Origin of the sequence: Jiangella sp. DSM 45060, assembly GCF_900105175.1 — a bacterium.
Taxonomy (GTDB): Bacteria; Actinomycetota; Actinomycetes; order Jiangellales; family Jiangellaceae; genus Jiangella.
In genome coordinates this window covers 4178835-4202201 of the sequence record NZ_LT629771.1, presented here as the reverse complement: position 1 = coordinate 4202201, position 23367 = coordinate 4178835, and the positions used below count along the sequence as shown (strand labels likewise).

Annotated in this window: 25 protein-coding genes; 15 read left to right on the top strand and 10 right to left on the bottom strand. The window is 73.8% G+C overall.

The genetic code is table 11. From position 1 onward, the window contains the following. Window positions 1-53 precede the first annotated feature (53 nt). The gene (locus tag BLU82_RS18850; protein ID WP_092622655.1) at window positions 54-5768 is read left to right on the top strand and encodes a S8 family serine peptidase; all 5715 of its coding nucleotides are present in this window, start codon (window positions 54-56) and stop codon (window positions 5766-5768) included. Window positions 5769-5807: 39 nt separating this feature from the next. On the opposite strand, the gene BLU82_RS18845 is transcribed toward BLU82_RS18850, so the two are convergent. Genes BLU82_RS18845 through BLU82_RS18835 form a run of 3 tightly spaced genes read right to left on the bottom strand, consistent with a single transcriptional unit; the run spans window position 5808 to window position 7228 of the window. Next, on the bottom strand, window positions 5808-6260 hold the full coding sequence (locus BLU82_RS18845; protein ID WP_092622654.1) for a GNAT family N-acetyltransferase: 453 nt from the start codon (window positions 6258-6260) through the stop codon (window positions 5808-5810). Window positions 6261-6272: 12 nt separating this feature from the next. Further along, complete coding sequence (locus tag BLU82_RS18840; RefSeq protein ID WP_092622653.1) at window positions 6273-6662, bottom strand: RidA family protein; 390 nt, start codon at window positions 6660-6662, stop codon at window positions 6273-6275. Further along, a complete protein-coding gene (locus BLU82_RS18835; RefSeq protein ID WP_092622652.1) occupies window positions 6659-7228 on the bottom strand; it encodes a helix-turn-helix domain-containing protein in 570 nt (189 codons plus the stop codon). Before BLU82_RS18835 ends, BLU82_RS18840 begins: the two co-directional genes overlap by 4 nt. A 98-nt stretch (window positions 7229-7326) precedes the next feature. On the opposite strand from BLU82_RS18835, the gene BLU82_RS18830 reads away from it, so the two are divergent. Both BLU82_RS18830 and BLU82_RS18825 read left to right on the top strand, forming a co-directional pair. Further along, complete coding sequence (locus BLU82_RS18830; RefSeq protein WP_157741126.1) at window positions 7327-7719, top strand: RidA family protein; 393 nt, start codon at window positions 7327-7329, stop codon at window positions 7717-7719. A 140-nt stretch (window positions 7720-7859) separates the two neighbouring features. Continuing rightward, on the top strand, window positions 7860-8336 hold the full coding sequence (locus BLU82_RS18825; protein ID WP_197682318.1) for a hypothetical protein: 477 nt from the start codon (window positions 7860-7862) through the stop codon (window positions 8334-8336). 20 nt (window positions 8337-8356) lie between these two features. Here the strand turns inward: BLU82_RS18825 and BLU82_RS18820 are convergent, their stop codons facing one another. After that, the gene (locus BLU82_RS18820) at window positions 8357-9100 is read right to left on the bottom strand and encodes a phosphotransferase (RefSeq protein ID WP_092622650.1); all 744 of its coding nucleotides are present in this window, start codon (window positions 9098-9100) and stop codon (window positions 8357-8359) included. 42 nt (window positions 9101-9142) lie between these two features. Between BLU82_RS18820 and BLU82_RS18815 the strand changes: the two genes are divergently transcribed. Then, on the top strand, window positions 9143-9436 hold the full coding sequence (locus BLU82_RS18815) for a Dabb family protein (protein WP_092622649.1): 294 nt from the start codon (window positions 9143-9145) through the stop codon (window positions 9434-9436). On the opposite strand, the gene BLU82_RS18810 is transcribed toward BLU82_RS18815, so the two are convergent. Genes BLU82_RS18810 through BLU82_RS18795 form a run of 4 tightly spaced genes read right to left on the bottom strand, consistent with a single transcriptional unit; the run spans window position 9418 to window position 12485 of the window. Further along, complete coding sequence (locus BLU82_RS18810) at window positions 9418-10164, bottom strand: MBL fold metallo-hydrolase (RefSeq protein ID WP_092622648.1); 747 nt, start codon at window positions 10162-10164, stop codon at window positions 9418-9420. The two genes, BLU82_RS18815 and BLU82_RS18810, sit on opposite strands and share 19 nt — an antisense overlap. 27 nt (window positions 10165-10191) lie before the next feature. Further along, the gene (locus BLU82_RS18805; protein ID WP_197682317.1) at window positions 10192-10740 is read right to left on the bottom strand and encodes an LURP-one-related/scramblase family protein; all 549 of its coding nucleotides are present in this window, start codon (window positions 10738-10740) and stop codon (window positions 10192-10194) included. A 57-nt stretch (window positions 10741-10797) separates the two neighbouring features. Further along, the gene (locus BLU82_RS18800; protein ID WP_092622646.1) at window positions 10798-11754 is read right to left on the bottom strand and encodes a phosphotransferase enzyme family protein; all 957 of its coding nucleotides are present in this window, start codon (window positions 11752-11754) and stop codon (window positions 10798-10800) included. Window positions 11755-11783: 29 nt separating this feature from the next. After that, window positions 11784-12485, bottom strand: a complete 702-nt coding sequence (locus tag BLU82_RS18795) for a phenylalanine--tRNA ligase beta subunit-related protein (protein WP_092626001.1) — start codon at window positions 12483-12485, stop codon at window positions 11784-11786. 52 nt (window positions 12486-12537) lie between these two features. Between BLU82_RS18795 and BLU82_RS36375 the strand changes: the two genes are divergently transcribed. The 9 genes from BLU82_RS36375 to BLU82_RS18750 all read left to right on the top strand — a co-directional run bounded on the left by BLU82_RS36375 (window position 12538) and on the right by BLU82_RS18750 (window position 19077). Continuing rightward, the gene (locus tag BLU82_RS36375) at window positions 12538-13089 is read left to right on the top strand and encodes an SDR family NAD(P)-dependent oxidoreductase (RefSeq protein ID WP_370246186.1); all 552 of its coding nucleotides are present in this window, start codon (window positions 12538-12540) and stop codon (window positions 13087-13089) included. 73 nt (window positions 13090-13162) lie between these two features. Further along, the gene (locus BLU82_RS18785) at window positions 13163-13873 is read left to right on the top strand and encodes a DUF4352 domain-containing protein (protein ID WP_092622645.1); all 711 of its coding nucleotides are present in this window, start codon (window positions 13163-13165) and stop codon (window positions 13871-13873) included. Between the two features lie 64 nt (window positions 13874-13937). Continuing rightward, the gene (locus BLU82_RS18780; protein WP_092622644.1) at window positions 13938-14513 is read left to right on the top strand and encodes an NADPH-dependent F420 reductase; all 576 of its coding nucleotides are present in this window, start codon (window positions 13938-13940) and stop codon (window positions 14511-14513) included. A 62-nt stretch (window positions 14514-14575) separates the two neighbouring features. After that, window positions 14576-14962, top strand: a complete 387-nt coding sequence (locus tag BLU82_RS18775; protein ID WP_092625999.1) for a VOC family protein — start codon at window positions 14576-14578, stop codon at window positions 14960-14962. 92 nt (window positions 14963-15054) lie between these two features. Beyond that, entirely contained in the window at window positions 15055-16698 is a 1644-nt protein-coding gene (locus BLU82_RS18770) for an MFS transporter (protein WP_092622643.1), read from the top strand. A 31-nt stretch (window positions 16699-16729) separates the two neighbouring features. Then, on the top strand, window positions 16730-17209 hold the full coding sequence (locus BLU82_RS18765) for a DUF2975 domain-containing protein (RefSeq protein ID WP_092622642.1): 480 nt from the start codon (window positions 16730-16732) through the stop codon (window positions 17207-17209). Continuing rightward, entirely contained in the window at window positions 17209-17424 is a 216-nt protein-coding gene (locus tag BLU82_RS18760; protein ID WP_069110975.1) for a helix-turn-helix transcriptional regulator, read from the top strand. Before BLU82_RS18765 ends, BLU82_RS18760 begins: the two co-directional genes overlap by 1 nt. Next, the gene (locus tag BLU82_RS18755) at window positions 17421-18515 is read left to right on the top strand and encodes an NAD(P)/FAD-dependent oxidoreductase (RefSeq protein ID WP_092622641.1); all 1095 of its coding nucleotides are present in this window, start codon (window positions 17421-17423) and stop codon (window positions 18513-18515) included. The genes BLU82_RS18760 and BLU82_RS18755 overlap by 4 nt, the downstream gene beginning before the upstream one ends. 61 nt (window positions 18516-18576) lie before the next feature. Further along, window positions 18577-19077 carry an FBP domain-containing protein gene (locus BLU82_RS18750; protein WP_092622640.1) on the top strand — a complete coding sequence of 167 codons (501 nt, stop codon included), beginning with the start codon at window positions 18577-18579 and terminating at the stop codon, window positions 19075-19077. Here BLU82_RS18750 and BLU82_RS18745 read toward each other — a convergent pair. Both BLU82_RS18745 and BLU82_RS18740 read right to left on the bottom strand, forming a co-directional pair. Next, entirely contained in the window at window positions 19070-20113 is a 1044-nt protein-coding gene (locus BLU82_RS18745; protein ID WP_092622639.1) for an amidohydrolase family protein, read from the bottom strand. The two genes, BLU82_RS18750 and BLU82_RS18745, sit on opposite strands and share 8 nt — an antisense overlap. Continuing rightward, window positions 20110-21381, bottom strand: coding sequence for a DegT/DnrJ/EryC1/StrS aminotransferase family protein (locus BLU82_RS18740; RefSeq protein WP_092622638.1), 1272 nt, complete (start codon window positions 21379-21381; stop codon window positions 20110-20112). The genes BLU82_RS18745 and BLU82_RS18740 overlap by 4 nt, the downstream gene beginning before the upstream one ends. Before the next feature lie 162 nt (window positions 21382-21543). On the opposite strand from BLU82_RS18740, the gene BLU82_RS18735 reads away from it, so the two are divergent. Together BLU82_RS18735 and BLU82_RS18730 are read left to right on the top strand one after the other, a co-directional pair. After that, a complete protein-coding gene (locus tag BLU82_RS18735; protein WP_157741124.1) occupies window positions 21544-22602 on the top strand; it encodes an ABC transporter permease in 1059 nt (352 codons plus the stop codon). Beyond that, window positions 22599-23366 carry an ATP-binding cassette domain-containing protein gene (locus BLU82_RS18730; RefSeq protein ID WP_092622636.1) on the top strand — a complete coding sequence of 256 codons (768 nt, stop codon included), beginning with the start codon at window positions 22599-22601 and terminating at the stop codon, window positions 23364-23366. The genes BLU82_RS18735 and BLU82_RS18730 overlap by 4 nt, the downstream gene beginning before the upstream one ends. Window position 23367: the final 1 nt, after the last annotated feature.

Genomic DNA, 23367 nt, shown 5'->3' with positions numbered 1-23367 from the left:
ATCCGGCATCGCGGACCATACCGGCAATTCACGCAAGCGTCGGAAGGCCGAGCATGCCCGTGCGCACCCGCGTCGCCGCCCTCACGTCCGCCGTCGTCGTCCTCGGTTCTCTGATGCTCGCCGGCCCGGCGGTGTCGGCCGGCGGCGTCGCCACCGCAGTGGGCGACGCCGCGGACGCCTGGACCGCGAAGGTCGAGGACGACGTCGTGTCGGCGCTCGCCGCCGGCGAGACCACCGACGTGATGATCGCGTTCGAGGAGCGCGCGGACCTGGCCGCCGCCGCGCGGATCGACGACTGGGACGAGCGCGGCGCCGCCGTGGTCGCCGCTCTGCAGGAGACCGCGGCGGACAGCCAGCGCGCCACCCGCGCGGAGCTGGACGCGGCCGGGGCCGACTACGAGGCGTACTGGATCGCCAACGCGATCCTGGTCCGCGACGCGACGGAGGCGATCGCCCGGCGGGTCGCCGCGCAGCCGGGCGTGGACCAGGTACTCGAGGTCGCCGAGTACGACGTGCCGGAGCTGTTGCCGGCCGATCCCGCGGCCACGACGGCGGCGCAGGAGGCGGCCGCCGCGGCCGCCGCCGAATGGGGGGTCGGCGCCGTCAACGCCGACCGCGTCTGGTCCGAGCTCGACGTGCGTGGCGAAGGGCTGGTCATCGCCAACATCGACACCGGCGTGCAGTTCGACCATCCGGCCCTGGCGGCGCGCTACCGCGGCGCGAACGCCGACGGCACCGTCAGCCACGACTACCACTGGTACGACCCCGCCCACGTCTGCCCGAGCGCCGCGCCGTGCGACAACCAGGGCCACGGCACGCACACGATGGGCACGATGGCCGGCGGCGACGAGGGCGGCACCGCGATCGGTGTCGCGCCCGGCGCCCGCTGGATCGCCGCGAAGGGCTGCGAGGCCACAGCCCAGGCGGCCTGCACGATCACGTCGTTGGTCGCGTCCGGCCAGTGGACCCTCGCCCCGACCGACACCAACGGCCAGAACCCGCGCATCGACCTGCGCCCGCATGTCGTCAACAACTCGTGGGGCGCCGACACGCTCGGGTTCGCCGACCCGTTCTACGACCAGATCGTCGACGCCTGGAACGCCGCCGGCGTCTTCGCGGTGTTCTCCAGCGGCAACGACGGCGCCAACGGCTGCACCACCGTCGGGTCGCCGGCCGACTCGCCAGGCGCCTACGCCGTCGGTGCGCACGACGCCGCGAACCACATCGCGCCGTTCTCCAGCCGCGGCCCCGGCCCGAACGCGCGGATCCGGCCCGACGTTTCCGCTCCCGGTGTGGCGGTCCGCTCCAGCGTGCCCGGCAGCGCTTACGGGACCGCCAACGGCACGTCCATGGCGGCGCCGCACGTGACGGCGACCGTGGCGCTCATGTGGGCGGCCGCGCCGTCGCTGATCGGCGACATCGACGGCACCCGCGAGCTGCTCGGCACGACCGCCGTCGACACCCCGAACGCCGAGTGCGGCGGCACCGAGCAGCGCAACAACGCGTTCGGCGAGGGCCGCCTCGACGCGTTCGCCGCGGTCACGGCGTCGCCGATCGGTGCGACCGGGCTGCTCTCGGGCGTCGTCACCGACGGCGGCACCGGCGAGCCGGTGCCGGGGGTCCAGCTCCGTGCCACCAGCGACGGCTACCAGCGCACGACGGTGACCGGCCCGGACGGCCGCTACGAGATGACGCTGGTCGCCGGCGCCTACGAGTTGACGGTGACGGCGTACGGCTTCGCGCCCGGCGGCGCGAGCGGGGTGGTCGTCGCCGAGGACGCCACCACGACCCGGGACCTCGGCCTCACCGCGCTCCCGTCGGTGACCGTCAGCGGGACCGTCACGGACGGCTCCGGCCAGGGCTGGCCGCTGTACGCGGGCGTCAGCATCGCCGGCTACCCGCACGGCACCGTGTGGACCGACCCCGAGACCGGCCGCTACGAGGTGGAGTTGCCGGCGTCGACCGCGTACACGCTCACCGTGCGGCCGCACGCCGACGGCTACGCGACGTCCAGCCGCACGGTCGAGGTCGGCGACGGCGACCTGACGGCCGACTTCGCCGCCTCCGTCGTCACCGACGAGTGCCTGGCGCCCGGCTACCTGCCCGGCCACCGAGGAGGGTTCGCGTCCTTCGACGAGCCGGCCGGCCTGCCGGACGGCTGGACCACCGAGGCCGTCCTCGGCGACGGCTGGGAGACCGGTGACCCCGGGCAGCGCGGCAACCTGACCGGCGGCGACGGCGGGTTCACCAGTATCGACAGTGCCGCCGGACAGCGGCTCGAGGACGCCGTGCTGGTGTCGCCGCCGGTCGACCTCACCGGCGTGCCGGCGCCGGTGCTGTCGTTCCGGGCCGACCTGCTGCTCTCGCGGGGCGTCGCCGAAGCGGACGTCTCGGTCGACGGCGGCGCGACGTGGCAGAACGTCTGGAGGCGGACGGCGCACCAGCGCGGCCCGCGGCAGGAGCGGGTGCCGCTCGCGGCGGCCGGTGGCGTCGACGGCGTGCTGGTGCGGTTCCACTACCGCAACGACACCGCGAGCAACGGCTGGTGGCAGCTCGACGACGTGCTCGTCGGCGAGCGGAGCTGTGAGCCGGTCGACGGCGGCATCGTGCTCGGCCAGGTGCGCGACGACCGCACCGGGGCGCCGCTCGACGGCGCCACCCTGCGCAGTGCCGACGGCGCGGTCGACGTCACCGCGACGGCCACGCCGGGCGACCCGGGCCTCGGCGGCGGCTTCTACGCGGCGTTCGTCGCGGGCGCCGGGGACCACGAGCTGACCGCCGCGCACGACCTCGGCCAGCATGGGACGCGGACCCAGAGCGTGACCGTCGACTCCGGCAGCGTCACCCGGGCCGACTTCGAGCTGGGCACCGGGGAACTCGAGGTGAGCGCCCCGGTCGTCGAGGAGCGGGTCGAGATCGGCGCCACCCGGACCGCCACCGTCACGGTCACCAACACGGGCACCGCGCCCGCCACCTTCGAGCTGGCCGAGCGGAACGCCGGCTTCGACCAGCAGCGGGAGACGCTCGCGGCCCTGCCGAGTGCCCCGCTGCGGCGCGAGATCGTGCCCGACGACGGCGGCCCGCTCGCCCCCGTCGCCGGTGCGGCGCCCGAGGCCCCCGACCCCGGCGACGCCGCCTGGGTGCGGCTGCACGACAAGCCCGACGCCCGCACCGACGGCCTGGCCGCCGTCCACGACGGCAAGCTGTACTACGTCGGCGGCAGCACGTCGGGCACGTCGCAGCGGAACATGGTGTACGACATCGCGCTGGACCGCTGGGAGTTCACCGGCTCGTTCCAGCAGCCGCGCGGCAAGCCCGTGGGCGGGTTCATCGGCGACCGCCTGTACATGGTGGGCGGCTGGGGACCCGCGGGCGCCGGAGAGACGAACACCGTCCTCATCTACGACCCCGCCACCGACACCTGGTCGACCGGCGCCCCCGCGCCGGTGCGCTTCGCGGCGGCCGGGTCGGCCATTCTCGACGGGAAGCTCTACGTCATCGGCGGGCGGACGGCGGACCAGCCCGATCGCGGCAGCAGCGACGTCTACGTCTACGACGCCGCCGCCGACTCGTGGTCTCAGGTCGCCGACTATCCGGAACCGGCGTCGTGGCAGGCCTGCGGTCCCATCGACGGCCTCGTCCACTGCGCCGGTGGCCAGGCTCCCCACGTCGAGCACAGCACCCGCGGCTACGTCTACAACCCGGCCACCGATGCCTGGTACCGCATCGCGGACCTGCCGAAGACGGTGACCTTCACCGCGCACACGGCCGCGAACGGGCTGCTGCTGACGTCGGGCGGGCAGGTCGGCGGCTACCGCAGCAACGAGGGCTTCTTCTACGACCCGGCCGCGGGGGAGTGGGCCTCGCTGCCCAACTCGATCTTCGACGTCTACCGGCTGGCCGGCACCTGCGGGTTCTACAAGCTCGGCGGCACCCAGGGCCAGCCCGGCACGTTCCCCTGGGTGGAGCGACTGCCAGGCTTCGACGACTGCCAGACCACCACCGAGGACCCGGTGCCGTGGCTGTCGGCCGACGAGGGCCCGCGCACCCTCGCGCCGGGCGACTCCGTCGAGGTCACCGTCACGCTGGACGCGAGCGGCCCGGCCGCGGGACAGCCCGGCGACTACCTGGCCCGGCTGCTGCTGCTCGAGGACACCCCGTCTGCGATCCCGGCCCTGACCGTCGCGATGGACGCCACCGCGCCGGACTCGTGGGGGCTGGTCACCGGCACCGTCACCGGCCTGGACCGGTGCGACGGCCCGGAGCGGCCGCTGCCCGGCGCAACGGTCCGGCTGCGAGGCGCGGTCTCCGACGTCGAGGTCACGACCGACGACGAGGGCGTCTACCGGCACTGGATGGACCGCTCCGACCGGCGTGTCACGGTGACGGCGGCGGCGGACGGCTGGCAGGCGCGCGACGGCGTGGTCACCGTCCAGGCCGGGGCGATGGCGACGAAGGACCTGCGGCTGCGCCGGGACGAGCCGTGCGCCGTCGCAGTACCGTCCGCGGGCCTGGAGATCGACGTGCGCAGCCGCGGACACGCCGTGGAGCGGCTCGAGCTCGGCAACGACGGCGCCGCCGCGTTCGACTACGCGGTGACGGAGACGGCCGAGGTGCTGCGGCCGCTCGCGGCGGCGACCGCGGCCACCGGCTGGACGGACGGCGCCCCGGTGCCGGGCGGGCGGATGCTCTTCGCGGCCGCCCAGTGCCCGGGCCGGCCCGACCACGGGTACCTCGTCGGCGGCCTCGACGAGCGGATCGAGGTCACGGGCCGGACCTGGCGGTACGACGCCGCCGACGACGCCTGGACCGAGCTGGCGCCGATCCCCGAGGCCGGGCGCAGCGCGGTCGCCGCCTGCGAGGCCGGCCGGATCCACGTGCTCGGCGGCGACGACACCGACCGGCACTACGTCTACGACGTCGCCCGCGACACCTGGTCCGAGGGGACGCCGCTGCCCGCCGGTACGTCGAGTGCCGCGGCCGCGGCCTGGGACGGCCGGGTCTGGATGGCGGGCGGCGCGACCGGCGGGTCCGGCGGCGGCTCGGACGGCACGGTCACCGGGGAGGTCCACGTCCACGACGTCGCGGCCGGCACCTGGAGCCCGCAGGAGCCGATGCCGCACCCCGTCCGGGACCCCGCGTTCACGCAGGCCGGGCCGTACCTCTACCTGGCCGGCGGGCTGACGGCCGACGGCGTCGTCAGCGACGTCGTCCAGCGGCTCGACCTGCGCACCGGTGTGTGGACGACCGGGCCGGCCCTGGCCGAGCCGCGGGCCGGCGCCGCGCTCATCGCCACGGACAAAGCGCTCTACGTCGTCGGCGGCGAGCGGGAGGACCCGCCGTACGGCCGCCTGCCGACGGCCACGGTGCAGCGACTCGATCTGAGCGGCTGGTCCGGCGGCGCCTGGGGCATCGACCCCGCCGCGGACCTGCCGTCGCCCGTCAACGCCGCACCCGCCGGGTTCTGCACGCAGGCGCACTCCGGCGGCGAGATCTGGTCGCTCGGCGGCATGGGCGGCGGGCTGGACCGCGCCCGCTTCCTGCCGGTGCCCGGCGAACGGTGCGCCGGCATCGCGACCGACGTGCCCTGGCTGGACGTGCGAGCGGCGAGCGGTTCGGTGGCGGCCGGCGGGCGGCTCCGGCTGGCGGTGAACGTCGATGCCGGCGACCTGGCGGCGGGATCGACGCACCACGCGACGCTGCTGGTGGCGACGTCCGATCCGGGCGCACCCGAGCTGCGGGTCCCCGTCACCGTCCGCGTGCGCTGACGGGGTGTGGCGGCCGCGGGCGGCGCCGGCGTGCGCCCGTCAGAGGGCGAGTTTCATGCCCTCGTGGCTGGCAACGAAGCCGAGCCGCTCGTAGAAGCGGTGCGCGTCGGCGCGGGACTTGTCGGTGGTCAGCTGGACCACGGCGCAGCCGCGCTCGCGGGCGCGGTCGACGACCCAGGCCATCAGCCGTCCGCCCACGCCGTCGCCGCGCCGGTCGGACCGGACCCGGACCGCCTCGACCTGGCAGCGCTCGGCCCCGTGCCGGCCCAGCCCTGGGATGAAGGTCAGCTGCAGGCACGCCACCACCTCGCCGCCGTCGTCGCCGACGACCAGCTCGTTGCGTGGGTCGGCGTCGATGGCGGCGAAGGCGCGCTCGTACCGTTCGTCGACGGTGGCGGCGTCGCGCGCCTTCCCCAGCACGTCGTCGGCGAGCAGTGCGACGACGGCGTCGAGGTCGGCGCGGGTGGCGGATCGAAATTCCACGGCCGTCAGCCTAGGCGCCGCTCAGCTCCCGACGGCGACGGCATCGATCTCGAGCAGCCAGTCCTCGGCGTAGATGTCGGTGATGATGATGGTCAGCGCCGGCATGTGGTCGCCGAGCACCTCCTGGCGGATGCGGCTGTTCGCCTCACGGTAGCGGCGGTCGGCCAGGTAGGTGGTGACCTTGGCGAGGTGCTCGACGCCCATGCCGGCCTCTGCCAGCACGGCGAGCACGTTGTGCCACGTCAGCCGGCACTGGTCGTCGAACTCCGGCGGCACCCGGCCGTCGTCGCCGGCCCAGGGGACCTGGCCGCTGACGTAGACCGTGCGGCGGGCGCCGGTGACCAGCGTGCCGTGGGTGTAGTTACCGGTCGCCGCGGGCAGGACGGCGGGGTCGAGCCGTTCGATGGTCATGCGGGCTCCTTCGCGACGTGCATGGCGGTGTAGTAGACGCACTCGGTGGCGCCGGGATTGGCGAACTCGTGCACCGCGTCGCCCGCGTAGTACAGCGCGTCGCCGGCGCTCAGCCGGTGCCCGACGCCGTCGACGGTGACGGTGAGCTCCCCGCTCTCGACGGCGACGTACTCGCGCGAGCCGGGCGCGTGCGCGGCGAACGAGCCAAGTGTGACCCCGGCCGGGACGGTGGTGCGGATGAACTCGAACTCGACGCCGGGCAGCGTGGGGGAGAGGATGCGCCGCTGCCAGCCGTCGGCGTCGGTGATGGCCCGCTGCTCGGCCCGGTGGCGGACGACCACCCGCTCGGGCCGGTCCTCGCCGAGCAGCCGCGCGACCGTGACGCCCAGCGCCGTCGCCAGCCTGGCCAGCACGATGACGGTGGGGATCTTGGCACCGCGCTCGATGTCGGAGATCATGCTGCGGCTCACCCCGCTGGCGGCGGCGAGCGCCTCGAGGCTCAGCTCGCGCCGGTGCCGCTGCGCCCGGAGCCGGATGCGCAGCCGCTCCGGCAGATCGTCGTCCATGGCGGAAGTCTATCCGCTATCGCGGCGTTCCGAGTTGACATGGAACGGCGTGCCACATGAGGGTGGCGAGGTCAGTCCACCCAGCGAGGAGCGCCCGCGTGATCGAGCACATCGAGCCCGACCCCGACAACCCGCCGCCCATCCCGTTGTCGTCGGCCGTGCGGGTGGGGCGGCTGCTGTTCGTGTCCGGCCAGGTGTCGACGGAGCCGGGCGTGGGGATCGTGGCCGACACGTTCGACGGCGAGTTCCACCGCACCATCCGCAACGTGGAGCAGATCCTCGCCGCCGCGGGCGCGACCCTGCGCGACGTCGTGCAGGTGCGGGCGTTCCTGCGCGACGAGGAGGCGCGGCCGCGTTTCAACGAGCTGTACGCGCAGACGTTCCAGCCTCCGTACCCGGCGCGCACCACCGTCGGGAACCACTTCTCGTTCATCCAGGTCGAGATCGACTGCGTGGCCGTGCTGCCCGACGGGGCCGATCCGACGGTGTGACGCGGGCGTCGTAGGTGCGGAACGCCCTGAATCCACCGCCGTTGTGAGATCGATGCTGAAATGATCTTGCGTTCGGGCGGCCGGTCCGACAGGGTCGTTCGTGACAATCCGGTTGTCGCAGGGCAAGGAGGAACTGCCGGATGAAACGCGCCATCTCTGCACTTGCCTTCGTTCTGTTCCTGCTCCTCGGTCTCTCCGTCCCCGCGGCCGCCGGCGGAGAGTCCGACCCCACCGTCGGCGGCGACGGACGAGTGAGCGTCATGGCGGGTCCATGCGGCTCGTCGTACCGCCACATCGGCCACTACCCGATCGGCTCGTCCCCGGTGCTCGGCTACATGGACGTCTACTGGTCCAGCACGGCGAAGCGCAACTGCATGGTCGTCAACCACTCCAGCGCCACCTACGGGGAGCGGCTGTACACCGAGGCGAGCATCTGGCCGTACGGCTACTCCGCGCCGTCCTGCCCCAGCAGCGTCGGCTGCGACGGCGGCATGTACGGCTACTACGCCGGCCCGGTCTACACCCCGGCGGGCGTGGACATGTCGAACCGCTGCGTCAACATCAAGGGCGTGGTCGACTGGACGACGGCCACCCGCACCCGCATCCACTGCGGCTGACGCCGCGGGAACGCCGGGCCTCAGCGGCCGGTGCGAGCGCGCAGTTCGGTGAGCCGGCGTGCGGCGTACTCCGGCTCGGCGGCCCAGCAGGTGGCCACCTCCCAAGCGACGCCGGCGGTGGCGAGGTCCGCACGGTCCATCGGCACCGGTACGTCGATCTCGCCGGGGAGGTGGGCGAAGTCGAGCCACGGGAGGTCGGCCCGCGACTCGTCCCAGTCGATCAGCGTCACCCGGTCGCCGTCGACCAGGACGTTCCCGCCGCCCAGGTCGCCGTGCACGGCCACCGGCGGCGCGGGCGGCAGCCGGCGCCAGCAGTCCCTGATCAGCTCGGCGGCGTCGTCCGGCAGCGCCGCCAGGTCGACGTCGCCGCCGCGTGTCGCCGTCAGCAGCGCCACGCTGCTCGCGAACCCGGGTCGCTGCGGCCAGCCGGGCGTGCACGCGTGGACGACGCCGGCGGCCGCGACGACCCGCCGCCAGTCGTCCGCCGTCGACGGCGGGCGCCCGGTGACGAACGGGTGCACCAGCACGCCGCCGTGGTCGCGCCGTCCGTCGTCCGCGGGAACGAACCCCGCGACGCCGACGCCATGCGCCGTCAGGTGCTCCAGGAGATCGAGCTCCCAGGCCAGGGACTCCGCCGGGCGGCCGGACACCCGCACGACGAACCGTTCCGACCCGCGGCGGGCCAGGAACACCGGGTTCCGGGCGCCGCCGGGCATCGGCTCGACGAGCTCCAGGCCGCGCCAGGCGCTGACGTCGGGGATCATCCGAACGTTCTACCAGGAACGCCGCCCCGTTAGGCTCCGGTCATGATCCGGCACACGGTGGCCTTCCGCCTGCGTCATCCCGCCGGCTCGCAGGAGGAACGCGACTTCCTGCGGGCCGCGCTCGCCCTGGCCGGCATCCCCGGCGTCCAGCGGTTCGAGCAGCTGCGGCAGACCAGCCCGAAGAACGACTTCGCCTTCGGCTTCTCCATGGAGTTCGCCGACCAGGCGGCCTACGACGCCTACAACGAGCACCCGGTGCACGTCGCGTTCGTCGCCGACCGGTGGGCCGCGGAGGTCGAGGACTTCCTCGAGCTCGACTACGAGCCGATCGGCTGAGCCGGGCCCGGCGCGGCGACGGTGACGCCGGTCGCGCCCGTGCGTGCGGCGGCGGCCAGGAATTCGGCGGGGTCCAGCCCGGGCCAGAGGTGGGTCAGCACGATGCGCCGGGCGCCGGCGGCCGCGCCCTGCTCGGCGGCCTGGACGGCGCTGCACAGCAGCCCGGCGTCCTCGTCGGGGACGGCGTCGGGATAGGTCGCCTCGACGAGCAGCAGGTCGGCGTCGCGGGCCAGCTCGACGAGGGCCCGGTCCGGCCCGGCGTCGCCGCTGTACGCCAGCGTCCCGGCGTCGTCGCTGATGCGCAGCCCGAGGTTGGGCACGTGGTGCGGCAGCGACGCGGCCGCGACGTCGAACGGGCCGATGCGCACGCGATCGCCGTCGGCGAGCGGCACCTGCTCGACGGCCCGGCTGGTCGCCCGCATGGAGTCCAGCGCCAGCACGGCGTCGACGGCGCCCCGAGGGGCGAACACCGGCAACGGCGCCGGCGGGTCGTCGGCCAGCGCCCGGGCGCGCAGCAGCGGATTGAGGTCGGCGCAGTGGTCGGGATGCCCGTGCGACACGACGACGGCGTCGACCGCGGCGGCGTCGATGGCCGCCAGCAGCCGCGGGAGCACGGCGTAGCCGGGGTCCACCAGCAACCGGAAGCCGTCGCGCTCGAGCAGGTAGCCGCCGCAGGCCTGGCCGGCGGCCGGCCAGGCGCCGCAGCCGCCGAAGACGGTGAGTCGCACCCGGCGATTGTCGCCGAAGCCGGCGGCTCAGTGGTCGTGGGTCATCAGGTCGAGCGCAACGGTGGCCGCCAGCACGGGCACCGGGTCCTGGCCGGGCGCGACCTCGACGCCGTAGGTGTCGGCGATCCGGAACCACTTCTTCGAGACCGTCGCGACCGGCGTGCGGCCGTCGGTGAACGTGTACTCGTGGTCGACGACGTTGCCCTGGACGTCGAGGTCGGACCCGCCACTGATCTCGACGCTCCACCGATCGCGCAGCGGGCTGACCAGGGCCTTCTTGATCAACGCGATCCGGTGGCCGTCGGCGTCCTCGACCTCCATCGAGTCCTTCACCCGCATGACGCGTTCCTGGATCTTCGCCACCTCGTGACCCTGGGCGTCCTCGAGGATCAGCGTCTTGCGCAGCCGCAGCGCCTTCCCGTCCACCTTGTACGCGCGCTGCCCGTCGTCGGTCTCGATCCAGAAGTCGTCCCCGATGGACACCAGTCGTTGCCGCATTCGATAGTGGACGCCTGCGCCCCCGTGCCGCTCCTCGCGGCGTTCCTCCCGGCGTTCGCGTCGTCGTCCCAGTGCCATGCCGATCACGTCCTTCCGTCCGGCTTCCGAGCATGCGGCCGGCGACGCGTCAGCACCTCATCCACCGCGGGTGAGGCTCGCGAGCAGCCCGTCGAGCCGGTCGCGTGAGTGCGGGTCGTCGAGTACCTCGCGGATCCACGACTCCGCCTCCGCCCGGCCGGGCGAGCGGTCGTTGGGCCGCAGCCAGTCGGTGGCCGCCAGCTCGGTGATGTGGCCGAGCTGCGCGATCAGCATGGAGAAGTCGCCGCGGCCGGTGAGGCGCGCCGGGCCGCCGGCGTCCTCGTACGCGCCGACGAGGGCGCGGGCCCGGCCGGGGTCGGTGCGCGCGTACTCGAACAGCACGACGGCCAGTTCCTGCGCCGGATCGGCCGGGCCGCTGTTCTCCCAGTCGATGACGCAGACGCCGCCGCCCGCGGCCGGGACGAGGTTGTCGGCCACGAGGTCGCGGTGGCAGGTCCGCGGCGCGGCCGGGGGAGCGAGCCACGTCTCCAGCGCGACCAGCTCGTCGCGCAGCGCGGCGAGGTCGGCGGCGAACGGCGCGCCGGCCCCGTCCAGCTCGGCGATCAGCGCGTCCCACCGCTCTGCGCCGACGGGGTCGAGGTACCAGCGGTCCGGGTCGGTGAACGGCGCGGCCGGTTCGGCGCCCGGCACGCGGTGGATCGCGGCGACGGCGGCGCCGGCCAGCTCCGGGTCGAACAGCGGGTCGGGCGCGCCGAGGTCGACCCATTCGTAGACCCGCAGCCGGACCCCGTCGACGACGGCGAACAGGGCGCCCTCGGCGGTGCGCCGGATGCGCGGCGCCGGGACGCCGGACGCGACGGCGGCCTCCTGGAACGCGGCGGCGGGCGCCAGCGCGGCCTCGTCCTCGTGGCGGAACGGGACCTTGACCGCCCACCGTCCATCTGCCGTGGTCAGCCGCCAGACGGCGCCCTGCTTGCCGCGCGCGACCGGGCCGTCGGACAGGGTCGCACGGGCGCCGAGACCGAAGCGGCCGGCGATGGCGGCGGCATCCACGACGCCACCCCATCACAGCCGCGGCGGGGTCAGCCAGCGAGTTCCACGGCCGGCCGCTCGCTCGTCAGCATCGTCAGCCGCGGCGTCACGCCCGGCCAGGCGGCGGCCACGTCGTCCGCCAGCGCCGCCAGCAGCGCCTCGACGTCGGCGGCGGCGCCCGGGTGCAGCGCCTCGGACACGATCAGCACGTCGCGGGTCTCGGGCCGGACGATCGACGTGCCGCTCTGCTTGTACGTCCAGCGGCGGGCGTGCGCCTGGCCGGCCTCGTCGGCGAAGATCACCTCGCCCGGCGCCGGCCGCTCGGTCTCGCCGCCGAACGCCGTGTACGTCTCGTCGCCGTGCGCCCGGCGGACCTCGAGGTCGCCCTTGACGCGGTCGCGGTCCAGGGCGGCGACGGGGATCGCGGCGGCCGCCGACGCCGCGTTGCACAGGTCGACCAGCGGGTGGATGCGCGGCAGGTCGCCGTCCTTGCCGAGGCGGCGCAGCAGCGACTCGGCGGCACACCGGTACTGCGTCGGCTTCAGGCCCATCGCGGCGAACGTGCGCCGCCAGGCCCGCAACTGCGGCAGCGCGCTGGCCGGCCCGCCGTCCAGCAGCGTCCGGGCCCGGTCGAGGTGGCGGCCGACGGCATCGCCGGTCGCGGCGCGGTCGCTCACCCCGTCGACGACGAGGACCCCGGCGGCCAGCGTGGGATGGTCCGCCCAGATCTCCGGGGCGTGACAGAAGCGCATCCGGACATCGTCGCGCTCGGCGCCGGGCCGCGACAGGGCCAGCCGGCGCCTCATGCGCTGGGCCAGAGGGTGGATGACAGTCACTGCGTCCTGGCGGACGTGCGGGCGGACATCGAGGCGGGCGGCGGGACGCCGCTGGTCGTCGCGGCCGATCTGGCCCGGGCCGACGCCGCTGGCCCGGCTCGCCGTCGACGAGTGGGACCGGACGCTCGCGGTCAGCCTGCGCGGCGCGTTCCTGTCGCTGCGCGCCGAGATCCCCGCCATGGCGGCGTCGGGCGGCGGCGCCATCGTCAACGTCGCGTCGACGACCGGCCTGGAGGCGGTGGCCGGGCTGGCCCCGTACGTCGCCGCCAAGCACGGGCTGATCGGGCTCACCAAGACCGCCGCGCTCGACCACGCCGCCGACGGCGTACGGTCAACGCGCTCGCCCCCGGGCCGACGCACACCGAGGCGCTGGACCGCGCGGGGGAGGCCGCCCGCGAGCGGGTCGCCGCCGCCGTCTCCGTCCACCGGCTCGGCACGCCGGACGAGGTGGCCGCGGCCGCGTCCGGGACGTCCTGACCCGGACATCGGCGCGGGCAATTGTGTCCGAACCCGCGAGTAGCGTCCGCTCAGCAGGCCTCGCAGGGGGCGTGGCCTGCGCATTTCGGGTGGGACCTACAACGCAGGGGGGATCCATGAACGAGCAGCACACGCCCGAGGGCTGGTACCAGGACGGCCAGGACCCGACGGTGGACCGGTGGTGGGACGGCACGCGCTGGACCGGCGCGACCCGGCCGAGAGTGGCGCCGGGCGCGCCGCCCGTCGGCCAGCCGGCGACCGTCGTCGTGGCGCCGGAGCCGCCGAAGAAGCGGCACCGCGTCCGCAACGCGTTCCTCCTGGTCGTCGGCGTGATCGTCCTGATCATGATCATCCAAGCCGCCACCGGTGGCGATGACGAGACGCCGGCAACGGCGAGCCAGGAGGACGGCGGTGAGGCGGAGGGGGACGCCGGGCCCGGCATCGGCGACCCGGCCGAGGACGGTGACTTCACCTTCGTCGTGGAGTCCGTCGAGGACGGCCCCGAGCGCATCGGCACCGACGCCTTCGGCACCAGCCCGCAGGGCCGCTTCGTCTACGTCACCATCACGGTCACGAACCACGGCGACGAGGCCAGCTCGTTCTTCGGCGACAACCAGTACCTCGTCGACACCGAGGGCCGGAAGGCCAGTGCCGACACCGAGGCCGCCCTCTACCTCCCGGAGTCGCAGTCGCTCTACGAGGAGATCAACCCCGGCAACACCTTGACGGGAACGGTCGTCTTCGACATCCCGGCAGACGCGGTCCCCGCGGCCGTCGAACTGCACGATTCGCTGTTCTCAGGCGGCGTGACGGTCGGCCTGTCGTAGGAGCCGCCCGCGTCACGCGGGCATGGGCGGCGTCGCGGGTGTGTACTCGAGGGAGGAGGACACCATGGCACACCTGACGATCATCGGCACCGGCGCCATGGGCCAGGCCATCGCCGACCTGGCCCGCAAGGGCGGCAGCACCGTCGAGCTCCTCGGCACCGACGACCACGGCATCCGGCCGGTCGGCGACATCGTCGTGTTGGCGGTGCCGTATGCCGCGGTCGACGACGTCCTGGCGAGGCGGGGCGCCGACCTGGACGGACGCATCGTCGTGGACATCACGAACCCGCTCGACATCGAGACGTTCGACGGGCTCGTGGTGCCGCCGGACTCGTCGTCGGCCGCGCAGATCGCCGCCCGGCTGCCGGGCGCACGCGTGCTGAAGGCGTTCAACACGACGTTCGCCGGCACGCTCGCCGGCGGCGGCGTCGGCCCGCTGACCACGACGGTGCTGATCGCCGGGGACGACGGGGACGCGAAGACCGCGCTCGCCGGCGTCGTGACCGCCGGCGGCCTGCGCGCGGTCGACGTGGGGTCGTTGAAGCGGGCCCGCGAGCTGGAGGCGCTGGGATTCCTGCAGATCAGTCTCGCCGCGACCGAGAAGATCAGCTGGACCGGCGGGTTCGGGCTCGTGTCCTGACCGGCGTCACCCCTGGCCATCGCGTCGGGACGGGCGTACGTTCGGGGTGGGGGGTGGTGGTCATGCTGAATGACTATCCGGTCTACGCGACGATCGCGACGGGCGACCTCGCGCGGGCACGGGCCTTCTACGAGAAGACCCTGGGGTTCAGTCCCGAGATGGAGGACGCCGCCGGCGGCATCCTCTACAGTTCCGGCGGCACCCGGTTCCTGCTCTACGCCAGCGAGTTCGCCGGCGGCGCGACGCAGACGGTGGCGACGTGGATGGTGGAGGATGCCGACGCGACGGTGGCGGAGCTGGCGGGCAAGGGCGTCACGTTCGAGCAGTACGACCTGCCGGGGCTCAAGACCGACGAGAACGGCATCGCCGAGCTGGGGCCGTTCCGCGGCGCCTGGTTCAAGGATCCCGACGGCAACATCCTCAACGTCGGCACCGGCCCGGCGAGCTGAGGCCGGCCCCGTCCGCTCTCCCACGCGACGGGTGAGGACGGACCGCCCCGTCCAGGGCACGCTGAGGTGCGAGTCCTGGACGGGGGTGCCTCATGGTGGAGTCCAGAGGGCCGGTCACGAGCGGCGTGGCGCCGGCCGCGTCGGGGCTGATCCTGCTGACGCTGGCGTCGGGCCAGTTCCTGATGGCGCTGGACAGCTCGGTCATGAACGTGTCCATCGCCACCGTCGCGGCGGACCTGGGCACGACGGTCACCGGGATCCAGTCCGCCATCACGTTCTACACGCTGGTGATGTCATCGCTGATGATCACCGGCGGGAAGATCGGCGAGATCCTGGGCCGCAAGCGCGCGTTCGCGATCGGCTGCGTCGTCTACGGCTGCGGATCGCTGACGACGTCGCTGGCGCCGAACCTGGCGGTGCTGCTGGTCGGCTGGTCCGTGCTGGAGGGTGTCGGCGCGGCGCTGATCATGCCGGCGATCGTCGCCCTGATCGCGGCGAACTTCGACCGCGGCGCCCGGCCGCGGGCGTACGGCCTGGTGGCGGCGGCCGGCGCGATCGCCGTCGCGCTCGGGCCGCTGATCGGCGGGGCGCTGACGACGTACGCGTCGTGGCGGTGGGTGTTCGCGGGCGAGGTGCTGATCGTCGGCGCGATCCTGGTGCTGACGCGGCGGCTGGCCGACGCGCCCGGCGACCGCTCGGCGCGGCTGGACGTTGTCGGCACCGTGTTGTCGGCGCTGGGGCTCGGCCTCGTCGTCTTCGCCGTCATCCGCTCCGGCACCTGGGGATTCGTCAACCCGAAGCCGGACGCGCCGGAGTGGCTGGGCCTGTCGCCGGTGATCTGGCTGCTACTGGGCGGCGGCCTGGTGCTGCTCGGGTTCGCTGCCTGGGAACGGCGGCGGCGCGACGCCGGTCAGGCGATCCTGTTCGACCCGGCGCTGCTGCGCAACGGCGTCCTGCGGGCGGGGTTGGTCTCGTTCCTCTTCCAGTACGTGGTGCTGGCCGGCGTGTTCTTCACCGTTCCGCTGTTCCTCTCCGTCGCGCTGGGGCTGTCGGCCATCGAGACGGGCGTGCGGATCCTGCCGCTGTCGCTGGCGCTGCTCGCGACGGCGCTCGGGATCCCGAAGCTCGTGCCCGGCGCGTCGCCGCGGCTGGTCGTGCGGGCCGGCTTCCTGTCGATGGGCGCTGGCATCGTGTGGCTGGTCGCGGTGCTCGACGCCGACGCGGGTGCCGAGATCGTCAGCTGGCCGTTGATCCTGGCCGGGCTCGGCATCGGCGCGCTGGCGTCGCAGCTGGGCAGCGTCACGGTGTCGTCGGTGCCGGACGAGCGCAGCGACGAGGTGGGCGGCGTGCAGAACAGCGTGATGTTCCTGGGGTCGTCGATCGGGACGGCGCTGGCCGGCGCCGTGCTGATCGCGGCGCTGACGACGTCGTTCTTCATCAACGTGCGTGACGACCCGGCCGTCCCGGCGCAGCTGACCACCCAGGCCGAGGCGGAGCTGGCCGGCGGCGTGCCGTTCGTCTCCGACGACCAGCTGACCAGCGCGCTCGAGGACGCCGGCGCCCCCGCGGACGTCACCACGGCGGTCGTCGAGGCCAACGCCGAGGCGCGCGTCGACGGCCTGCGCTCGGCGCTCTCGCTGCTGGCGCTGCTCGCGCTGGCCGCGCTGTTCGCGGCCCGTGGGATTCCCCGCCGGCAGCCCGCGGCCGCCGGCGGAGCATCGAGCGAAATCTATTGACTTTCGATGGATATCGGACGACAGTCGGTGCATGCCGTCCACCCACCGGGCCGTCGGCCCGCTCCGCGTCCTGCTCGTCCTGCTGTTCGCCGGGCTGGTCGTGGCGCAGGTCGCCGTCCTGCCGCCGACGCTCGCGTCCCTGGCCGACGACGAGCCCGACCTCGCGTTCCTGCAGTGGCCGGCGCTGGCGTTCTCCGTCGTCGAGCTGGTCTGCGTGCAGGTCGTCATCGTCTGCACGTGGCGGCTGCTCGGCATGGTCCGGGCCGGGCGCATCTTCAGCGAGGCCGCGTTCGTCTGGGTGAACGCGATCGTGGCGACCATGGCCGTCGCGTGGGGGCTGCTGCTGGCCGCGTTCGTCTACGTCAGCGTGCTCGTCGACGGGCCGGGGCTGCCGGTGCTGCTGTTCGGGGTCGTGCTGGCCGGGGGAGCGCTGGTGCTGCTGATGATCGTCATGCGGGCGCTGCTCCGGCAGGCCACCACGCTGCGCTCGGACATGGACGCGGTGATCTGATGCCCATCGTCGTGCGCATCGACGTCGAGCTGGCGAAGCGGAAGCTGAGCGTCGGCGAGTTCGCGGAGCGGGTCGGGCTGACGCCGGCCAACGTCGCCGTCCTGAAGAACGGCCGGGCGAAGGCGGTCCGGTTCAGCACGCTGGAGGCGATGTGCCGGGTCCTCGGGTGCCAGCCCGGCGACCTGCTCGAGTGGGTCCCGGACGGTGACGAGTGAGGGCCGACGTGCTGGTCGTCGGCGCCGGGCTGGCCGGGCTGCACACGGCGACGCTGCTGGCGCGGGCCGGTCACGACGTGCTGCTGGCCGAGCGGCGGGCGCGGCTCGGCGGCGCCGTCCGCACCACCGGGATCTTCGTCCGCCGCACGCTCGAGGACTTCGCGCTGCCGCCCGAGCACCTGGGCCCGCCGATCCGCCGCGTCGTCCTCTACCCGCCCAGCCGGCGCAGCCCCGTCACGCTGGTCAGCGAGCGCGACGAGTACCGCGTCGGCGACATGGCGGCGCTCTACGCGGCGGGCGCGCGGACGGCGGCAGCGGCGGGCGTGCGGGTGCTGCTCGGCACCCGCTACGAGGGCCGGGGACGGTCGTCGTACCTGCTCAGCGGGCCGGACGGGCTGCTGCGGGTGCGGGCACGGTTCGTCGTCGGTGCCGACGGCGCGCGCTCGCGGGTGGCGCGCGACCTCGGCCTCGACCGCAACGAGCACCTGCTCACCGGCGCCGAGGAGGTGTTCGCCGTCCCGGCGGGGGAGCGGCCGCCGACCTTCCACTGCGTCGTCGACCCCGCGCTCGCCCCCGGCTACCTCGCCTGGGTCGTCGACGACGGCCGGCACGCGCACGTCGGGGTCGCCGGGTACGCCGACCGCTTCCCTGACGGCATGCGCCGGGCGCTGGCCCGGTTCAGCGCCGCGGCGCCCGGCCTCGAGGGACTGCGGCGTCCGGCCGATGCCGAGGTCGAGCGGCGCGGCGGCCCGATCCCGGTCGGCGGCATGCTGCGGCGCATCGGCGGCCCCGACGGCCTGCTGGTCGGCGACGCCGCGGGCGCCGTCTCACCGTTGACGGCCGGTGGGCTCGACCCCTGCCTCCGGTTGTCCGAGCACGCCGCCTCCGTCCTCGACGACGCCCTGCGCGCCGGGCGCCCCGACGCCCTCGCCCACTACGACGGCGGCCAGCTGCGGGCCCGCTTCCGCGGCCGGCTCGCGCTGCGGCACGGGCTGGCCCGGGTGCGCACGCCGGCCGCCGCGGCCGCGGGGTTCGCGCTGCTGCGCACGCCGCCCGGCCGGGCCGTCGCCCGCCGCATCCTGTTCGCGTGACGGCCCCGGCCGCCGGTAAATGCGTTGCCCGCGGAAATCGGGCGGAGTTAGCGTCGCAGGCATGAGGCCGATCACCGAGCGCGACATCCGCCGCTGCTTCGTCAACTGCTCCAAGGGCGAGGCCCAGCGGCTGACCGTTCCGCGCGACCTCGACGAACGACCCTGGGACGACCTCGACTTCCTCGGCTGGCGCGACCCCGGCGCTCTCGACCGCGCCTACCTCGTCACCGAGCGCGACGACGGCGGGCTGCTCGGCGTCACCATGCGGGCGAACCCGAAGTCCGGCCGCGGCTTCACCAGCAGCAGCATGTGCTCGCTGTGCCTGACGGCGCACAGCGGCGGGGGCGTCACGCTGATGACCGCCCGCCGCGCAGGCGAGGCCGGCCGCCAGGGCAACAGCGTCGGCCAGTACGTCTGCGCCGACCTCGCCTGCTCGCTCTACGTCCGCGGCCGCAAGAAGGCCGTCGTCGCCGTCCAGCCCATCGAGACCACCCCCGTCGAGGAGAAGATCGCCCGCGCCCGCCGCAACCTCGCCACCTTCGTCGATTCCGTGCTCAGGTAGCCGGGAGGTCCAGCAGCCGCTGCGCGTTGCGGAAGTACAACTTCTCCAGGACGTCGTCGGGCAGGTCCAGGCCGCGGACCGTCGTCTCGGACTGGAACGGGAACGGGTTGCCGATCCCGTCCAGGCCGGTCTCGAAGAAGGCCAGGTTCCGCGCGTAGAAGGCCCGGGTGAGGTCGGGGTACTCGCCGGGCAGCGGCTGGTCCAGCCACCCGGCCATGCGCGCGTAGTCGCTGCCGAAGAGCACCCGGTCGGCGAAGTCGCACAGCAGTGCACGGGCCGCCGCCGGCTCCTGGGCGAGGTCGAGGACGCGTGCCGACGTCTCCAGCCAGAGGTTCGGGTACCGCCGCATCATCCGGTGCAGGCGATCGAACGGGATGAAGCAGCCGCCGTGCAGCGCGACGAAGTCCGTCGCCGGATGCGCCGACACCAGCCGCTCGAACTCGTCGTGCAGCGTCTCCAGGCTGGGGAACTCCTCGCCGGCGAAGGACCAGTCGGGTCGTTCCAGCAGTTCGGTGTAGCGCGGGTTGTCCGGCGCGACGGGCTGGAAGAACGGCTGCGGGTCGGCGATGTGGATGCCGGCCGGACGCCGGTGCCGCGCGGCGCACTCCCACATCGGCGACAGCCGCTCGTCGTCGACGGCGACCCGGTCGCCGCGCGCGTCGGTGAGCCAGAGGCCCAGCTGCTTCCAGATCTTGAGGCCGCGGGCGCCCAGTTCGAAGGCGCGCCGGACGTCGTCGGCGAGGTTCCGCTCGAAGTCGGGGGATCCGATGCCCGCGAGATCGGGAGCGTGGAAGAGGACCATCCCGGCGACCGCGCGGTCGCCGCTCCAGCCGGCCCGCCACTCCTCGAACGGCTGCGGCGGCCAGGCTCCGACGAGGTTGACCAGCCCGCCGAGGCCCGCGGCCCGCACGGCGGCGACGGCCGCGTCGCCGGCACCGACGGAGAAGTGTGTGTGGACGTCGATGATCTGGCCGTGGAAGCGGGAGCGGTAGCCGTCGTGCGGCCCGGCCGCGGCGCGTGCGAGCCGGCTGGTCATGCGGCAAGCCGCCGCAGCGCGTCGGTGTTGGCCTGGATCTTCGTGAAGGCGAGCGCCAGGTCGGTGGTGAGGTCCTCGTTCTCCTCGACGTAGTTCCACGGGATCTCGATCGACGCGGCCACCTTCGCCCGCGTACCGGGCAGATCCGCCGCCGTCGCGTCGTACCCGGAGCGCCGGATGGCGCCCGTCCACATCACCTTCGGTCCGGCGTATGACGGGCTCAGTCGCGGCGACTCGTTGAGGCCGCGGGCCACGTACGAGACCGCCGGCACACCCTCGGCCTGCAGCGCCCGCAGGATCGCGTCGCGCCACCGCGGAACACGGACGTTGATCGTCACCATGTGATAGACGGGCGAGTCGTCGGCCGGGTAGGCCGGCATGGAGAAAAGGTCGAGGCCGGCGATCTTCTTCCGCAGCGCTTCCGCGTTGGTGCGCCGGTTCGCGTTGAGCTCGTCGACGTGCGGCAGCTGGTCCAGCGCCAGGATCAGCGAGGCGAGGTTGGGCCGGTAGGTGTAGACGAGGGTGTCGACGAGGTCGCGCAGGTCGTCGGGGAAGCCCGGCTCACTGGCGCGCCCGATCAGCTCGCCGCGCCCGGCATGTTGGGCGCTGATGGTCGGCGTCCAGTAGACCGATTCGCGGCGGGTGACGAGATAGCCGCCCTCGGTCGTCGCCAGCGGCTTGACGCCGTTGATCGAGAAGCCGGCGGCGTCGCCGAGCGAGCCGAGCCGCCGGCCGCGGTGGCGGGCGCCGTGTGCCTGGCTGCCGTCCTCGATCACGGCCAGGCCGTGGCGATCGGCGAAGTCGAGGATCGCCGTCATGTCGCTGACCTGCCCGTACAGGTGCGGCACGAGGACGGCGCGGGTGTGCGGCGTCAGGGCCGACTCGAGCGTGTCCGGGTCGATGAGGCCGGTCTCGGCACTCACATCGCAGAACACGGGGACCGCGCCGTTGTGGAGGATGCACGACACCGACGCGCCCCAGGAGTACGGCGACGTGATGACGTGATCGCCGTCGGCGATCTCCAGCCCGATCAGCGCCGACTGCAGCGCGCCGTGCCCGGAGCTCGCGCTCAGGCAGTGCGGCACCTCGTGGAACTCGGCCAGCGCCCGCTCGAACTCTCCGACGACCGGATGGTGCTTGGAGAGCCCTTGCGTCGGCCCGGTGCTGATCACCTGGACCAGCCGCTCCAGGATCGCCGCCGAGAAGCTCGGATACCGAGGGGGTTCGTGTCCGAAGGCGGCCGCGCCGCCCTCGATCGCAAGTTCCATCGTCACGTCGGTCAGCGTACGGAGCGTGAACAGGATCGGTCAACCGGTTGACCAATTCTTGTCGGAAACCCTATGGTGCCGCCTACGACGACATCCACCGCGGCTGCCACGGCGCCGTCCCGGCTCCCGCGCCCGGCACTCCATGACCCGAGAGGGACACCATTGATCCGAGCGTTCATCGAGCGTCGCTCCGACCCAGGCACCGACCACGCGCCCGCACCACCGGGCGACGGCCGGCAGGCCGCCTCCGCGCGGCTGCTGCTGGCGGTGATCCGTCTGGGCCCGACGCTGCTGCTGGCGATCCTCGCGGTGGTCTTCACCGTGGCGTCGCCGTACTTCCTGACCTCCGGCAACCTGCAGAACCTCGGCGCGCAGAGCTCGATCGTGATGGCTCTGGCGCTCGGCCAGCTGATCGTCGTGCTCATCAGGGGCATCGACATCTCGGTCGGCTCCGTCATCGGGTTCTCGGTCGTGTTCGCCGCCGTCGTGGGCGGCACCGGCAACGGCTGGCAGTTCCTCCTGCTCGCACTGCTCGGTGGGGCGTTGATCGGGACGATCAACGGCGCCGTGATCGTGTGGGGCCGGCTGCCGCAGCCCTTCATCGTCACGCTGGCCACGCTCGGCGCGGCGGCCGGAGCGGCGCAGCTGCTCACCGACGGCACCGCCGTCGTCGGCCTGCCGGACCTGATCACGACGATCGGCGGCGGCGAGCTCGGCCCGGTGCCGACGCCGGTGCTGCTCGTCGGCGTCCTCGGGCTGCTGCTCTGGTACGTCACGACCCGGACGCAGTGGGGCCGGTGGCTCTACGCGCTGGGCGGCAACCCGGAGGGCGCCACGCGGATGGGTCTGCCGGTCGGTCGCATCACGATGGCGGCGTTCGTCATCTCAGGGGTCACCGCGGCGTGCGCCGGGATCATCGCGGCCGGACGCACCAACACCGCGACCCCGCTGGCCGGGACGGGCGCCGAGCTGGACTCGATCATCGCCGTCGTCATCGGCGGCGCGAGCCTCTTCGGTGGCCGCGGGACCGTCGTGAACGTGCTGGTCGGAGCCCTGATCCTCGGCACCATCCGCAACGGCCTGGACCTGCTCGGCGTCAGCCCGTACATGCAGCAGGTCGCCGTCGGCGTCATCGTCCTCGCCGCGCTCGAGCTCGACGTGATCCGCAGGCGGCTGGAGGAACGCGTGAAGCGGCTGACCGCGCTGGAGGTGGAACGATGAGCCCGGCGACGACGACCACGCCGTTGCTGCAGATCACCGGGGCGTACAAGACGTTCGGCCACGTCACCGCATTGAACGGCGTCGACTTCCAGCTCCACCAGGGCGAGATCGTCGCGCTGCTCGGCGACAACGGGGCCGGGAAGTCGACCTTGGTCAAGGTCATCGCCGGCGTGCACCAGCTGGACGCGGGCGAACTGCGCATCGACGGCGAGGCGGCGCACTTCCGCAGCCCCGCGGACTCGCGCGACGCCGGGATCGAGACCGTCTACCAGGATCTCGCGGTCTTCGACAACCTCGACGTCCTCGCCAACATGTTCATGGGCCGCGAGCACCGAACACCGCGCTGGCTCGGGCCACTGGGCTACCTGCGCAACCGTCAGATGCTGGCGGCTTGGAAGGCGGCGTCGGCCGAGCTCAAGGTCACCATCCCCGACCCGCGCCAGCCGATCGGCCTGATGTCCGGCGGCCAGCGGCAGGCCGTGGCGGTGGCCCGGGCGGCGGCGTTCGCCAGCCGGGTCGTCGTGCTGGACGAGCCCACCGCGGCGCTCGGCATCCGGGAGAGCCGGCAGGTGATCGAGCTGGTGCGGTCGCTGCCGGAACGGGGGATGTCGGTCGTCCTGATCTCCCACAACATGGAGCACGTCCTCCAGATCGCCGACCGGGCCACCGTCCTGCGGCAGGGACGGGTCGTCGGGAACGCCGCCGCCAGCAAGGAGAACGAGCACCGGCTCGTCTCGATGATCGTCGGATCGCCGCAACACTAAC